The organism is Pseudomonas sp. SIMBA_067 (assembly GCF_046534675.1).
Lineage (GTDB): Bacteria > Pseudomonadota > Gammaproteobacteria > Pseudomonadales > Pseudomonadaceae > Aquipseudomonas > Aquipseudomonas putida.
Genome location: NZ_JAWRYH010000012.1, coordinates 33,508 through 47,192, shown reverse-complemented (window position 1 = coordinate 47,192; position 13,685 = coordinate 33,508). Strand labels below are relative to the sequence as shown.

The window sequence follows — 13,685 nt, the reverse complement described above, 5'->3', positions numbered from 1 at the left end:
TGGTTGTCATCATGCGCGCACCAGGCGTTCCAGCAACTTTTGCGGCGAAGGCAATGGCTGCTCATGACTGGCAAATTGACCATAACCCCAAGCGACGGGCCAGAACTCGACACCATTGGCAGCCGCTGCACGACCGTCTGCGACGGTATCGCCAATGTAGAGAGCCGATTGCGCTGCAATGCCGCCATCCTCCAGCAAGGCAGCGATCATGCCGGCCTTGTCCGAATAGCGATCAGGGTAGGAGTCACTGGCATACACTTCGCTGAACAGCCCTTGCCAACCTAATGCCGCAATGATGCGCTGGGTTGGCAGCAACCGCTTATTGGTCGCGATGGACAGACTGAAGCCCTGCTCATGTAGCTGTTCCAAGGCCGCCTGGCACCCGGCATAGGCGGCCGTTTCCAGGCAGGCTTCGGCGTCGTAGATGTCCTTGAACGAAGCGCTCAGGGCATCCAGCAATGCTGCGTCGCTACTACCGCTGAGTGTCGCCAGCGTCTGGCGCAAGGGTGGCCCGATCAGGCTGGCGTCTATGGGGCACATGGCCTGCAGGCCGTGTGCTTTCAGCACACGGGCAAAGCAGGCCAGAATGGCCGGCGCGGAGTCAACCAAGGTGCCGTCGAAGTCGAACAGGACGTGGCGCTTCATCACTTGACCTGCTGCCGAACCTGGCGCGATACCGGGGCGATGTTGCCAGCCATTTCTTCCTCCAGTACCGCCAGCGGCAGCAAGGGCGACATATCCTCCAGCGGCATGGAGGTCATCGAACCATCGGCCTGCGGAATCGCGGCGACTTTCGGGCTCAATGCCTCATCCTTCATCAACAGGACTTCCAGAATCATCGGCCGCGGCATTTGCATGGCCTCGGCCAGGCCCTGGTCCAATTCGGCGGCATCGCTGATACGCTTGAACGGCAAATGGTAGGCACGCGCCAGTTCTTCCAGGTCCGGCATCCACAAGCCTGCTTCAGGGCCTGTGCCGACATAGCGGCTTTCGAAGTAGTTGCGCTGGGTATTGCGGATCGAGGCATAACCGCCGTTGTTCATCACCACCAGGCAGATCGGCAGGTTGAAACCGCGAAGCGTGGCCAGCTCCTGAATATTCAGTTGCAGGCTGCCATCACTCTCCACCGCCACCATCGGCTTGCAGCCGTTGGCGAAGCAAGCACCAATCGCAGCTGGCAGGCCGTAACCCATCGCACCCAGACCCGAGGTCAGGAATACACGCTGGCCTGGACGATTGCGGAATACGGTGTAGAACACTTCGACCGCCAGCCCGGAGCTGCCGGTGCTGACCAGCGTATTTTCCGGCACTGCATTGGAAAGCGAGTCAGCAAACTGGAAGTGGCTGATCGGCCCGCTGGCGGCGAAGGGCTTGCCGTCGTTGACGCCATAGCGTGACTTCCAGTCGCGGCAACGTTCCAACCATTGTGGCCGGCTGAACGAAGCACCTTTCAGAGAAGCAGCCAGTGTGTCGACGAAGCTGGCGGCGTCGCAGGTAACGGCGACATCGATATCCATGTCGAGCTTGGCGATCTCGTTGGCATCCACATCAACGACGATCTTGCGTGCATTGCGCGCAAAGTCTCGTGGTGCATAGGCGGTGATGATGTTGTCCAGACGACAGCCGAGGGTGATCAGCAGGTCGGCATTCTGTACCGCGAAGTTCGGTGCACGCAGCGCTACCACACCTGGCCGGCCCACATACAATGGGTGCTCATGCGGCAGCAGGTCCATTGCATTCCAGGTCGTCACCAGCGGCACGCCCATGGACTCGATCAGATCACGAAAGGCTGCGGCCGCGCCGCTCAAGCGAACACCATGGCCGGCGAGGATCAGCGGTCTCTCGGCACCCTCAAGCAAGCTGCGGATCTGCGCCAGCGTTTGCGCCTCCAGCGCTGCAACGGGTGCAGCGGCCTCGTCCCACCCCACCAGGTTGTCGGGATCGATCGGCGCGCCCTGCACGTCCAGCGGTACGTCGATCCACACCGGGCCGGCACGGCCGTCTCGTGCCACAAAGACCGCGCGCTCCAGCTCCCGGCGAATGTCTTCTGGCTGCTGGATGGTTACCGCGTACTTGGTGATCGGCTCGACCACACTGACGATGTCCACTTCCTGCACGCCTTTCTGCCGCAGGGGCGCGCCACGCAGCAGGTCGGCACGCTTGACCTGGCCGGAGATGACCAGCAACGGCACCGACTCGATCCACGCGCCCGCAACGGCAGTCACGGCGTTGGTCGCACCCGGGCCGGTGGTGACCATGGCCACACCGATATTCTCATTGATACGGCAATAGGCTTCGGCAGCAATCGCGGCGGCCTGCTCATGGTGGCAGGCCACTACATCCAGGTTGGGGTGCTTGCCGACCGCGTCGTTGAGGTGCATGGCACCTCCGCCCGGCAACAGGAAGACGTGCTCCACCCCCAGATCGGCGATGAAGTCAGCAATGTAGTCAGCAACACGATAGGGGGTAGGCACGTCAGTCCATCCAATAGCTCAAGAGGGTTTTACGGTCGCGATTGGCATTGATCGCTTCGTCGGTATAGAACGAATCATTGCTGAAATGCGTGGAAGACAGCTCTTCGATGATTGCCCCTTCCTGACTGTGGAAGGCATGGCGAACACCTGGCTCGACAGTGACCACATCGCCCGGGCGGCAGGCACGACTTACACCGTCCAGCTGCAGCGTCAGCTCGCCATGCAGGACGTGGAAGGTCTCTTCCTTGCGCTGGTGATATTGCTCCGGGTGCTGCTGACCCGGCAGGAGCATCAGCAGCTTCTTGCAGTAACCCCTGTTGACCACCGTGAGCATGGTCAAACCGACCTCGTCGAAATGATCCAGGCCATAGTGGTGGGATATTTCCAGGTCGACCCGGCCCGGCACCACCACGTGGCTGCTGCTCAGCTGCGCCCGAACGCGCTGGACAATCTCCCAGACCTTGTCACGCACATCGCGCCGCGTGCTGTTCTGCGTGCTCAGCGCTGCATGCTCGGGAATATCCGCCTGGGCTGTGAAGGTGGCGTATTTCGACCAGTCATTGGCAGTGATCTGCCCATCCTGCGGCGGGAAAGCGAAATACACATCGTCTGCCTGTACCACCTCGCCCGCGGCAATGGCCCTGCGCGCAAATACGCCACGACGCAGGGAGCGCAGGCTGGCGACTTCACTCTCGTTTACCGGCAAACGCTGCTCGCCTTCACCGCAGAGCAGCAAGGCATATTGCGCGGCTTCCAGCCAGCGTCGAACCTGCTCCGGGCTTGCCGAATAGGCGTTGAGCGGGAACTGCTCGGTGGGCAAGCCGACGTGCTTTTCGAAAATGCGCGCGCCCTTGGCGAGTGCAATCTTGACGATATCGGTATTGTCCGGATTTTCATGCGTTGAAAAGCCCACGCGCACACCCGGATAACGCCGGCGCAGAAAATCCACCTGCGACAGATGCATGTTGGCATCGGCGGTCGGGTACTCGCCTACACAATGCAGGATGGCGAAGTTCTTTTCCCGATGGGCAAGGAAACTGACCAGGCGATCGAGCTCTTCCAGGGTCGATCCGGCAGTGGAAACGATCAGCGGATGCTGAGTCTGTACCACGCGTTCCAGCAATGGCCAGTCGCTCATGGAGCAACTGGCGATCTTGATCGCATCCAGCTGCTGCTCTTCGATCACCTCCACCGATGCCTCATCGAACGGCGTGGACAGGCAGAGGAAACCGTTGGCACGGATTTCCGCCACCAGGCTATCGAACTGCTCACGGGACAGGCGCGTCTCGCTGAAGCGCTTGATGTACTTCACATCGTCACGGCCACGCATCGCCGGGTGAATGAAGGTGTCCAGATCACGGTATTGCAGCTTGAAAGCGAAGCGGAACGGAAATGCCTTGCACACCTCGGCAAAGGCGCGGATCAGCGCCACGCCATGCGCCACATCGCCCATGTGGTTGTTCGCCATTTCCAGGATGAACAGCGGTTTGTCGAACAAGGTACCCGCGCTGGCGGTAGGGGTGCTCATCATTGGGATCCTCGGTTGAGCCAGGCTTCGATGTGACTGGCCGCATGTTCCAGGTGGGCGTCGCTCAAGCCCGGCCACAGGCCGATCCAGAACGTGTCGTTCATGATCTTGTCGGTTACCGGCAACTCGCCGGAAACCCGGTAGTTCAGCCCCTGCATGTAGGGCTGGCGGGTCAGGTTGCCGGCAAACAGCAAGCGTGTGCCCACGCCCTGTTCATCCAGGTAGCGCACCAGCTCGACGCGGTTGATTCCACAGCCATCGCGCAGGGTGATCGGATACCCGAACCAGGAAGGGTCGCTGTCGCGGGTGGCCTGCGGCAGGATCAGTTTGTCCGCACTACCGGCCAGTCGGTCGCTGAGCCAGGCGAAGTTGCGCTTGCGCGCGGCAACGAAATCATCAACCCGGTCCATCTGCGCCAGGGCGCAGGCGGCCTGCATGTCGGTGATCTTCAGGTTGTAGCCCAGGTGCGAGTAGGTGTACTTGTGGTCGTAGCCGTGCGGCAGGTCACCCATTTGCCAGCAGAAGCGCTTGCTGCAGGTGTTGTCCTCGCCCGGCGCGCAGTAGCAATCGCGGCCCCAGTCGCGGTACGACTCGATGATGCGCTTGAGCAACGGCGAGTCGGTAAACACCGCACCGCCCTCGCCCATGGTGATGTGGTGCGCCGGGTAAAAGCTGAGGGTGCCGATATCGCCAAAGCCGCCAACCATACGGCCCTGGTAAGTGGAACCCAGGGCATCGCAGCAGTCTTCGATCAGCCACAGGCCGTACTTGTCACACAGGGCGCGCACAACGCCCAGATCGAAAGGGTTGCCCAGGGTGTGGGCCAACATGATGGCCTTGGTCTTCGGGCCGATGGCCGCTTCGATCAGCGCCGGGTCGATGTTGTAGGTGCCCATCTCGACATCGACGAACACCGGTACCGCGCCGAACTGCAGGATCGGGTTGACGGTGGTGGGGAAGCCGGCAGCAACGCCGATCACCTCGTCTCCCGGCTTGATCGCCCGGTCGCCGAGGCGTGGCGAGGTCAGTGCGGAAAACGCCAGCAGGTTTGCCGACGAGCCGGAGTTGGTGGTGAGTACACAGCGACGCCCCAGGTACTTGGCCAGGCGCTTCTCGAACGCCTCGTTGAAGCGGCCGGTGGTCAACCAGCCATCCAGCACGGCCTCGGTCATGGACTGCAACTCGCCGGCGCCGATCACCTTGCCGGAGGGCGGCACGCTGCTCTGCCCTGCGACAAAAGGTTTGGGTGCCATCTGCAGCTCGGCATAGCGCCCGACCAGTTCGGCAATCTGTTGGCGCAACTGCTGCGCCGTACTGTCACTCATGGGTTCCGCCTTGGTGAGCCGCGATCTGCTCGCGGGTAACGATGTTCATGTCACGCCCTGCGCGCCAGGCCAGGTGCCAGTCCAGGGTATGTTTCAGGGTGTCATCCAGCGACCAGCGCGGCAGCCAGCCAAGCTGTTGACGTGCTTTGCTGGAATCGAGCGCCAGCAGGCCGGCTTCATGCGGCTGGGCATCGCCGGCAATCGACCAGCGCGCCTCGCCGGGCCAGCGCTTGGCAAGCCGCTGGACGATGTCGCCGACAGTGGCCAGCCCTGCGCTGTCAGGGCCGAAGTTCCAAGCGGTTGCGTGTGCCTCGGCATCCGTGAGCAAGCCCTGCGCCAGTTGCAGGTAGCCCATCAGCGGATCGAGCACGTGCTGCCAGGGGCGTGTGGCATGGGGATAACGCAGGACCACTTCTTCCCCGCCCTGCCAGGCGCGGAAAATGTCCGACAGCAAGCGCTCGGCAGACCAGTCCCCGCCACCCAGCACATTGCCGGCGCGCGCCGTTGCCAAAGCCACGCCGGCGGAACGCAGGAAAGAGTCGCGGTAGCTTGCGCACAGCAGTTCGACGCAGGCCTTGCTGCTGCTATAGGGGTCGAAGCCGCCCAGGGCATCCTGCTCGCGGTAGGGCCAGGGCCACTCGCGGTTGTCGTAGCACTTGTCAGTGGTCACCACCAGCACCGCACGTACCGAGGGCGTGGCACGCACGGCCTCCAGCAGGTTCAGCGTACCCATGACGTTGGTAGCGTAGGTGTCGGCCGGCGCCCGGTACGACTCGCGCACCAGCGGCTGAGCCGCCAGGTGCAGCACCAGTTCGGGTTGGAAATCCTGCAGGCCACGGGCCAGGGCCGAGGCATCACGGATATCGGCGAAATCACCTGGAATCTGCTGTTGCAGTTGCGCGACCTGCCACAGCGATGGCGTAGTGGCGGCAGGCAAGGCGAAACCGCGCAGCTCGGCGCCAAGCTGGCGCAGCCACACGGCCAGCCAGCCGCCCTTGAAACCGGTATGCCCGGTCAGCAGGACGCGGCGCCCTGCCCAGAATGCCGGGCTCAACGCCATAGCTGCCATGCTGCGTCGCCGTTCTTCCAGTGTGTTTCAAGCAGCGTGCGATCACGCAGGGTATCCATCGGCTGCCAGAAGCCACGGTGCAGGTGGCTCATCAACTGGCCGTCTTCGGCCAGGCGGCGCATGGGCTCGTCTTCCCAGGTAGTGGCATCGCCCTGGATGTATTCGAGCGCGGCCGGTTCGAGCACGAAGAAGCCACCATTGATCCAGCCACCGTCGCCTGCCGGCTTTTCCTGAAAGCCGCGCACCTGCTCGCCGTGCACATCCAGGGCGCCGTAACGGCCCGGCGGTTGTACGGCGGTAACCGTGGCCATCTTGCCGTGCTGGCGGTGGAATTCGATCAGGCGCGGAATATCGACGTCGGACACACCGTCGCCGTAAGTAAGGCAGAAGGTTTCATTGCCAACGTAATCGCGAACTCGCTTCAGGCGGCCACCGGTGGCGGTGTTTTCACCGGTATCCACCAGCGTCACCCGCCATGGCTCGGCGTGGCGGTTGTGGATATCCATACGGTTTTCCGCCATGTCGAAAGTGACGTCCGACATGTGCAGGAAGTAATTGGCGAAGTACTCCTTGATCACGTAGCCCTTGTAGCCCAGGCAAATGACGAAGTCGTTGATCCCGTAGTGCGAGTAGATCTTCATGATGTGCCAGATGATCGGCTTGCCGCCTATCTCGATCATCGGCTTGGGGCGCAGGTGGGATTCTTCGCTGATGCGTGTGCCCAGCCCACCGGCCAGAATGACTGCTTTCATTGTACTGTTGGTCCGCATTGGTCGGAGGGGCGGCGACAAAAAACTGGCCCTTGGCCCTTTATGCTAGGCAAAGCAAAACGCATGCCTGCTTTAGGATCGCACTGGGTGCGAAATCGGTTTTGTTACTGGGGAGTTTCCGAGAAGGCTCAACCCACGCCGGGGCCGGCCCTGACCGACTGGCGAGCGGGGAAGAATAAATAATGGAGGGAATTTTGCTTGCCTCTTCGCGGGTAAACCCGCTCCCACAGGTGTCGCGCAATACTTAAAACTTGCGCCATTGCTGCGGGAGCGGGTTTATCCGCGAAGAGGTCATTTCAGGGGTGCCACCAGGCGTCAATCCTCCGCCTGGTCCTCGCCACCCTGGCGGCTCATGCCGTACTTGCGCATCTTCTCGACCAGGGTGGTACGGCGAATACGCAAACGTTCAGCCGCGCGGGCAACGATACCGTTGGCATCGTCCAGCGCCTGCTGGATCAGGCCCTGCTCCAGGCTACCGAGGTAGTCCTTCAGGTCCAGGCCTTCAGGTGGCAGCATCGCAGGGTTGCTGAAGTTTGGCGTGTGGCCGTTGATGGCCACGCGTTCTTCCAGATCGCTGCGCAGGCTGTCGACCATCTGCTCGTCTTCGTCATCAACGTAGCGGAATTTCTTCGGCAGCTCGGACACGCCAATCACCCCGTACGGGTGCATGATCGCCATGCGCTCGACCAGGTTGGCCAGCTCGCGCACGTTGCCCGGCCAGCCGTGCCGGCACAGCGACATGATCGACGCGGAGTTGAAACGGATGGAACCGCGCTTCTCGTGCTCCATGCGCGAAATCAGCTCGTTCATCAGCAACGGGATGTCTTCCACCCGCTCACGCAGCGGCGCCATCTCGATGGGGAACACGTTCAGACGGTAGTACAAGTCTTCGCGGAAGGTGCCGTCCTCGATCATGGTCTCGAGGTTTTTGTGCGTCGCAGCGATGATGCGCACGTCGATGCTCTGGGTCTTGTTGCTACCCACACGCTCGAAGGTACGCTCCTGCAGCACACGCAGCAGCTTGACCTGCATCGGCAACGGCATGTCGCCAATTTCGTCGAGGAACAGCGTACCGCCATTGGCCAGCTCGAAACGCCCGGCGCGGCTGGTGATCGCCCCGGTAAAGGCACCCTTCTCGTGGCCGAACAGTTCGCTTTCCAGCAGCTCGGCCGGGATCGCGCCACAGTTGACGGGTACAAACGGCGCTTCGCGGCGCTTGGAATGGTAGTGCAGGTTGCGCGCCACCACCTCCTTGCCGGTGCCCGACTCACCCAGGATCAGCACGCTGGCGTCGGTATCGGCCACCTGCTGCATCATCTGCCGCACGTGCTGGATGGCACGGCTGGTGCCGACCAGGCTGCGGAACAGGTTAGGCTCGCGCTGACGGCCGCGCTCGCGCGCCTGGTCGTACATCTCGCGATAAACCTGGGCACGGTGAAGTGAATCCAGCAACTGGCTGTAGCTTGGTGGCATTTCCAGGTTGGAAAGCACCCGGCGGCGAAGGTCTTCCGGGAACTCCGCAGAAGAAATTTCACCTAATAGCAGCACCGGAAGGAACTCATCCCACCCGGCCACTGTCTTAACGAGCCCAAGGAGATTGCCCGGAGCGTCTACGCTGCCGATGAGCACGCACAATATTTCACGGCTCGAAGACAACGACTCGACCGCTTGCTGCCAGTCATGGCTCGAGCAAGCGAGGTTTTCTTCACCGAGGAAATTCAGCACCACCGCCAGATCGCGGCGGCGCGCGCTGTCGTCATCAATCAGCAGAATCTTGGTTTCACGCCACATGCAATAGCAACTTCCCTAGTCATATCGCCGCCCTGCAGGGGCATGCTCGACATCATTCCGACTGAATGGTCAGTGTTCGGACGTCTGGAATTCGAGAACAGACACTAGTAAAGTCAAAAAGGCCCACACAGTCAAATTTATGGCGCCTTTTGTCAAGTTGTGCGCATCTTAACTGAACAGATGGTAAACCTTCGAAGCATTTTTCGCTTGGTTGATCTGCATCATCTCTTCGGCAATTGCCTGGCGTTCCCCGGTTGTCACGTCGATCAGGTTGCGGTAGACCAGCAGCACCCCTTCCAGCTTCTCGCGCAGCAACGCCTGGTCCACCGCGTGGGTTTCCAGCACCTCGTCGATGCAAGCGCGGCACGCCACATCCAGCTTGGCAATGGCTTCCCAGTCACGCTCGCTCAGGGCGCCGACCAGGGCATCACAGGTGTCATCGAGGCGTTGCAGTGCGGTCACGGTAATCTCCTTGCCGTCAGCTGGCAGGCTGGGCGTCGGCAATGCCGTCCCAACCGCTTTTCACGGTAATCAGCAGCTGGGCAACTTCGTCGATAATGCCGGCATCGTTGTCGACATTGGCCTGCATGAGCCGATTAGTCATGTAGACATAGAGCGCGTCGAGTTTCTCGACAGTCTCCGGGTTTTCACTTTTTTCGGGCTGCAGGCCGTCGCGAAGGCCGATGATGATGTCGATCGCCTTGCCGAGCATCAGGCCCTTTTCCGCGATGTCGCCACGCGCCATGGCACCCTTGGCCTGGGCCATGCGATCGAGGCCACCTTCCATCAGCATCTGCACCAGGCGGTGCGGCGTGGCTTCGGAAATCTGGGCATGGGAATTGACCTTCTGGTACTGACGAAGGGCTCTCATGGGATTCATCTTGCGACCTCGTGACGGGCAGGCTTAAGGGAGAGATATTCCTTGTATCGGGCAGGCAGTGAAAAACTTTACCGGCCGATGACATGAAGCCGGGCATCATGCCCGCACTTCATGCAATGTTCACGTTTTAATCGTCACTGCTCGACTTGTTCAGCGCATTAAGGGTACTGAGCACGGAATTCTGCTGCTGGCGCAGCTGGGTGACCAGCGTATCCATGTTGTTGTACTTGTCCTGCAGGCTCTTCTGCAGGGCTTCCATCCGGGTATCCAGGGTGTCCTGCTCGCTCTTGAGCTTGGTCAGGCTTTCAGTCAGGACCTTGGAGCGCTCGGCCAAAGTACCGGTACTGGCTTTGGCAAACGGCTCGGTCACCTTTTGCAGGCGCGCCAGCAGGCCATCCTTGCCATTGAAGATGCTGGTCAGGTCCGCGGCATTGGTGGAGGCAACCTTGTCCCATTTCTTGTCATCCAGGCTGAGCGCACCGCCATCCTGGGCAGAAGTGACACCAAAGGCAGCGAGCGATTTCAAGGTACCGTTGCCCGACACCGCATTGAGCTCTTCACGAATGGAGGACATCAACGTACGCATTGTGGCATCACCGGTCAGCGCCGCCGACGTCATGGTGCCATCAGCGTTTTTGGTGACCTTGGTTTCAGCATTCATGACTTTGAGCAGGGCGTTGTAGGTATCAATGAAACCCTTGAGGCCCGACTTCAACGTAGTAGAGCTGGTAGTCAGCGAAAGTACCGTCGCTGTTACCTCGCCACTTGTCGCGTTTTTAGGCGACGTACCCACCAGCTTGATGTTGAGACCACTGACGGCATCGGTGATGTCGTTGGTCTTGGACTTCATGGCAATACCGTCCAGCGTGTACTCGGCGTCCGCCGGTTCATCGACAACGGTATAGCCAGTATCAATGCCCGAATTGCCCGAAAGGGTGATGTCGGAGTCGTCACCCATTTTGGTCGAGGTGATGATCAGACGCGAACCCGTGGCGTCGGTCAGTACGTTGGCACTCAGGCCTGCCGTACTGAACTGACTGTTGATGCTATCGCGCACCTGCTGCAGCGTTGCGCCAGCAGGAACACTCAAATCGTAGGCCTTGCCATTCTGGGTCATGGTCAACGTGGTCGGACTGCCAGTGGCGTTGACTACAGAGCCGGCGCCATTTGCGTAGACCTTCGTTGACACCTTCGACGCAGTCGCCAGCTTGTCGACAATCAACTTGAACGAACCGTTGGCAGCCCCGGTACCCATGGTGACGGTGGCAACCTTCTCATCCGAAGACTTCAGGCTAAGGCCACCGAAACTGTTGGTGTCGGTCATGTTGGTCAAGGCGCCGCGGAAGGCATCCAGCGCCGACTGGATCTTGCCGATAGAGGACAACGTGGTGGTTGCCTTCAGCGTTTGGGTATTGATCTGCGCCTGCTTCGGCGCCTTCTGCGCGGCCACCAGGGAATCGACGATCGCCTGGGTATCAATGCCCGAGCCAATACCGCTGACTGTTGTACCTGCCATCATTGCTCTCCTTGTTCAGTAGCTGCCGGATCCTTGGCGGATAAATCCATCAATCGGCCGACAGCAACAAAAATCATGCCAGCCTATGCCTGATCATCGAACAGCAGGCTGCTGGCTTCACTGAGGCTCTGCGCCAATTTCAGCGCAGTTTCCGACGGAAGCTGCCGGATCACCTCACCGGACTGGGTGGCAATTACCTTGACCACAACCCGACCAGTGGAATCATCAATGGAAAAATCCAGCTGACGCTGGCTTGACTGGACGAAATCACGGATCTCGCCAACCGCTTTTTCCAGGTCTTCGCGCGAGTGCGGCTGGTTATCGGGGGCCGCAGCGTCCTGCACCTTGGCAGGCAATGCCGGATCCCGATCCCGATCAGCGACTGGCGCCTGGGGTAACACCGACGGATACACCTGGCTCAGCTTGACACTCATGTCCATGTTTCGAACTCCTCATGTCAAAAAGGGTGAAAGGGCACGTAAACGCGCCCTTTCACCCTTTACTCAGGCGCCTGAATTACTGGAGCAGTTTCAGGACCGAAGATGGCAGCTGGTTAGCCTGCGACAGGATCGCAGTCGAAGCCTGCTGCAGAGTCTGCTGCTTGGTCAGCTCGGCAGTTTCCGAAGCGAAGTCCACGTCCTGCACGGTGGAGCGGGCAGCGGTGGAGTTCTTCTGGATGTTCTGCAGGTTGTCGACGGTGGTTTGCAGACGGTTCTGGGTAGCACCCAGGCCCGAACGGACGCTGTCGATCGAACCGATGGCCTTGTCGATAACGGCCAGAGCGTTCTGGGCGTTGGTGGCCTCGGTGACATCGGTGTCGGCGATGGTGGTCTTGGCCGAAGACTTGGAAGCTGAACCGAACAGGTCAGTAGCGCCAGTACCGGTTGCACCGTTAGCCACCGAGTAACCTTTGGCAGAGTCCAGAGAAATCTGGCCAGTAACGGTCGATTTGTCGTTAACGGTAGCGGAAAGCGTGGTCAGAGTACCTGGGAAATCACCGTTGCCGTCGCGTGCCCCCACCGAGATGGCGTCTGCGCCGGCCTTGGAGGTGAAGGCCAGGTTCTCGCCAGTGTCCGACTTCACCGACAGGCTCTTGGTCGATTCGTCGTAGTTAACGCTGATACCCAGCTTGGCGGCGTTGGACTTCAGCTGATCAGCCAGGCTTGCGGTGTCAGTAACACCGATGAAGCTGACGGTGCTACCGCCTACAGTCAGGTCAAAGTTGGCTGGAGTAGCTGCAGCGCCACTGGCAACAGCCAGTTTGACTTCGGTGCTGGCAGTAGCAGTCAGGCCACCGATGGAGCCATTGAGTTTGGCAGCGATGTCTTTGGCCGAGGAGCCCGCATCATAGCTGACGGTTTTGCTCTGACCGTTGCCAGTGACAACCAGATCAGCTGCGGCCACACCGCTGGCGCTAGGCGCGATAGTGCCCGACTTGATCTGCTGCGAGCCGATGCTCTTGGCCGAAACGTTGTCCAGCGCCAGGTTGATGGTTTCGTTGGCGTTGGCGCCGACCTGGATGGCCTTGGTGCCGTACGAACCGTCCAGCAGCTTCTGGCCACCGAAGGTGGTGGTTTCCGAGATACGGTTCAGCTCAGCGGTCAGAGCCTGGTATTCGTCGTTGTTCGACTTACGGTCGTCGTTGCTCAGCGAGCCAGTAGCCGAGGACAGGGCCAGGGTACGCATTTTCTGCAGGATGTCGGTCGAAGCCTGCATTGCACCTTCAGCGGTCTGAGCGATCGAGATACCGTCGTTGGCGTTCTTCACAGCCTGGCCCAGGCCATTGATCTGGCTGGTCAGACGGTTGGCGATCTGCAGGCCGGCAGCGTCGTCTTTAGCGCTGTTGATACGCAGACCCGAGGACAGACGCTGCATCGAAGTGGTCTGAGCGTTGCTAGCCTTGGTCAGGTTGCCCTGGGTGGTGATCGACGCAATGTTGGTGTTTACAGTTAAAGCCATGACGAAATCCTCGTTGGATGGGTACTGCGGCTTCCGGCCTTGGCAACCGCCGGACTGGCCTAGAGAACCTTCGTAATAGTTATCGTCGGGTGCGCGGGATGCTTGAGGGGTTTTTCGAAAAAAAAATGCTGGCATGGGGCCAGCCCCGAGAAATCAAGGGGTTAAGGGCAGTTTATTGGCGTCAAAAACCACTCCAAATCCAGCTTAATTTCACCAGCCAGCCACTCCATCTGTGGGAGCGGGCGCGCCCGCGAACACCGGCAAAGCCGGTGCCATCCACTGAGTCGCCTTCTTCGCGGGCATGCCCGCTCCCACAGAAAGCGGCGCCAAGCCACAGAATTTTGCAGGCAAAAAAAAAGCGCCGGGCGGGGGC

General features: G+C 60.4%; 12 protein-coding genes. All 12 read right to left on the bottom strand.

Features of this window, described 5'->3' with window-relative positions; genetic code table 11:
• Positions 1-9: 9 nt before the first annotated feature.
• The 12 genes from SB765_RS22855 to SB765_RS22800 all read right to left on the bottom strand — a co-directional run bounded on the left by SB765_RS22855 (position 10) and on the right by SB765_RS22800 (position 13,312).
• Entirely contained in the window at positions 10-645 is a 636-nt protein-coding gene (locus SB765_RS22855; protein ID WP_410931988.1) for an HAD family hydrolase, read from the bottom strand.
• Positions 645-2,474 carry a thiamine pyrophosphate-binding protein gene (locus tag SB765_RS22850; RefSeq protein ID WP_410931987.1) on the bottom strand — a complete coding sequence of 610 codons (1,830 nt, stop codon included), beginning with the start codon at positions 2,472-2,474 and terminating at the stop codon, positions 645-647. The genes SB765_RS22855 and SB765_RS22850 overlap by 1 nt, the downstream gene beginning before the upstream one ends.
• Before the next feature lies 1 nt (position 2,475).
• Entirely contained in the window at positions 2,476-4,002 is a 1,527-nt protein-coding gene (locus SB765_RS22845; RefSeq protein WP_341796438.1) for an N-acetylneuraminate synthase family protein, read from the bottom strand.
• Positions 4,002-5,327 carry a lipopolysaccharide biosynthesis protein RfbH gene (rfbH, locus tag SB765_RS22840; RefSeq protein WP_410931986.1) on the bottom strand — a complete coding sequence of 442 codons (1,326 nt, stop codon included), beginning with the start codon at positions 5,325-5,327 and terminating at the stop codon, positions 4,002-4,004. Before rfbH ends, SB765_RS22845 begins: the two co-directional genes overlap by 1 nt.
• On the bottom strand, positions 5,320-6,387 hold the full coding sequence (gene rfbG / locus SB765_RS22835; RefSeq protein ID WP_410932017.1) for a CDP-glucose 4,6-dehydratase: 1,068 nt from the start codon (positions 6,385-6,387) through the stop codon (positions 5,320-5,322). Before rfbG ends, rfbH begins: the two co-directional genes overlap by 8 nt.
• Positions 6,378-7,148 carry a glucose-1-phosphate cytidylyltransferase gene (gene rfbF / locus SB765_RS22830; protein ID WP_341796439.1) on the bottom strand — a complete coding sequence of 257 codons (771 nt, stop codon included), beginning with the start codon at positions 7,146-7,148 and terminating at the stop codon, positions 6,378-6,380. Before rfbF ends, rfbG begins: the two co-directional genes overlap by 10 nt.
• A 333-nt stretch (positions 7,149-7,481) precedes the next feature.
• Positions 7,482-8,957, bottom strand: a complete 1,476-nt coding sequence (gene fleQ / locus SB765_RS22825) for a transcriptional regulator FleQ (protein ID WP_016498533.1) — start codon at positions 8,955-8,957, stop codon at positions 7,482-7,484.
• 168 nt (positions 8,958-9,125) lie between these two features.
• Positions 9,126-9,419 carry a hypothetical protein gene (locus SB765_RS22820; RefSeq protein WP_026034449.1) on the bottom strand — a complete coding sequence of 98 codons (294 nt, stop codon included), beginning with the start codon at positions 9,417-9,419 and terminating at the stop codon, positions 9,126-9,128.
• Between the two features lie 16 nt (positions 9,420-9,435).
• Entirely contained in the window at positions 9,436-9,837 is a 402-nt protein-coding gene (fliS, locus tag SB765_RS22815; protein WP_016498531.1) for a flagellar export chaperone FliS, read from the bottom strand.
• A gap of 127 nt (positions 9,838-9,964) precedes the next feature.
• Positions 9,965-11,353 carry a flagellar filament capping protein FliD gene (fliD, locus tag SB765_RS22810; protein WP_410931985.1) on the bottom strand — a complete coding sequence of 463 codons (1,389 nt, stop codon included), beginning with the start codon at positions 11,351-11,353 and terminating at the stop codon, positions 9,965-9,967.
• 83 nt (positions 11,354-11,436) lie between these two features.
• Entirely contained in the window at positions 11,437-11,793 is a 357-nt protein-coding gene (locus SB765_RS22805) for a flagellar protein FlaG (RefSeq protein ID WP_341796442.1), read from the bottom strand.
• A gap of 76 nt (positions 11,794-11,869) precedes the next feature.
• On the bottom strand, positions 11,870-13,312 hold the full coding sequence (locus SB765_RS22800) for a flagellin (protein ID WP_410909955.1): 1,443 nt from the start codon (positions 13,310-13,312) through the stop codon (positions 11,870-11,872).
• Between the last annotated feature and the right edge of the window lie 373 nt (positions 13,313-13,685).

Excerpts from the sequence above, each read along its gene's own strand:
- SB765_RS22845 (WP_341796438.1), bottom strand. The coding sequence starts at position 4,002 with ATGAGCACCCCTACCGCCAGCGCGGGTACCTTGTTCGACAAACCGCTG.
- rfbF (WP_341796439.1), bottom strand. The coding sequence starts at position 7,148 with ATGAAAGCAGTCATTCTGGCCGGTGGGCTGGGCACACGCATCAGCGAA.
- fliS (WP_016498531.1), bottom strand. The coding sequence starts at position 9,837 with ATGAATCCCATGAGAGCCCTTCGTCAGTACCAGAAGGTCAATTCCCAT.
- fliD (WP_410931985.1), bottom strand. The coding sequence starts at position 11,353 with ATGGCAGGTACAACAGTCAGCGGTATTGGCTCGGGCATTGATACCCAG.
- SB765_RS22805 (WP_341796442.1), bottom strand. The coding sequence starts at position 11,793 with ATGGACATGAGTGTCAAGCTGAGCCAGGTGTATCCGTCGGTGTTACCC.
- rfbG (WP_410932017.1), bottom strand. The coding sequence starts at position 6,387 with ATGGCGTTGAGCCCGGCATTCTGGGCAGGGCGCCGCGTCCTGCTGACC.
- SB765_RS22800 (WP_410909955.1), bottom strand. The coding sequence starts at position 13,312 with ATGGCTTTAACTGTAAACACCAACATTGCGTCGATCACCACCCAGGGC.
- SB765_RS22855 (WP_410931988.1), bottom strand. The coding sequence starts at position 645 with ATGAAGCGCCACGTCCTGTTCGACTTCGACGGCACCTTGGTTGACTCC.
- rfbH (WP_410931986.1), bottom strand. The coding sequence starts at position 5,327 with ATGAGTGACAGTACGGCGCAGCAGTTGCGCCAACAGATTGCCGAACTG.
- fleQ (WP_016498533.1), bottom strand. The coding sequence starts at position 8,957 with ATGTGGCGTGAAACCAAGATTCTGCTGATTGATGACGACAGCGCGCGC.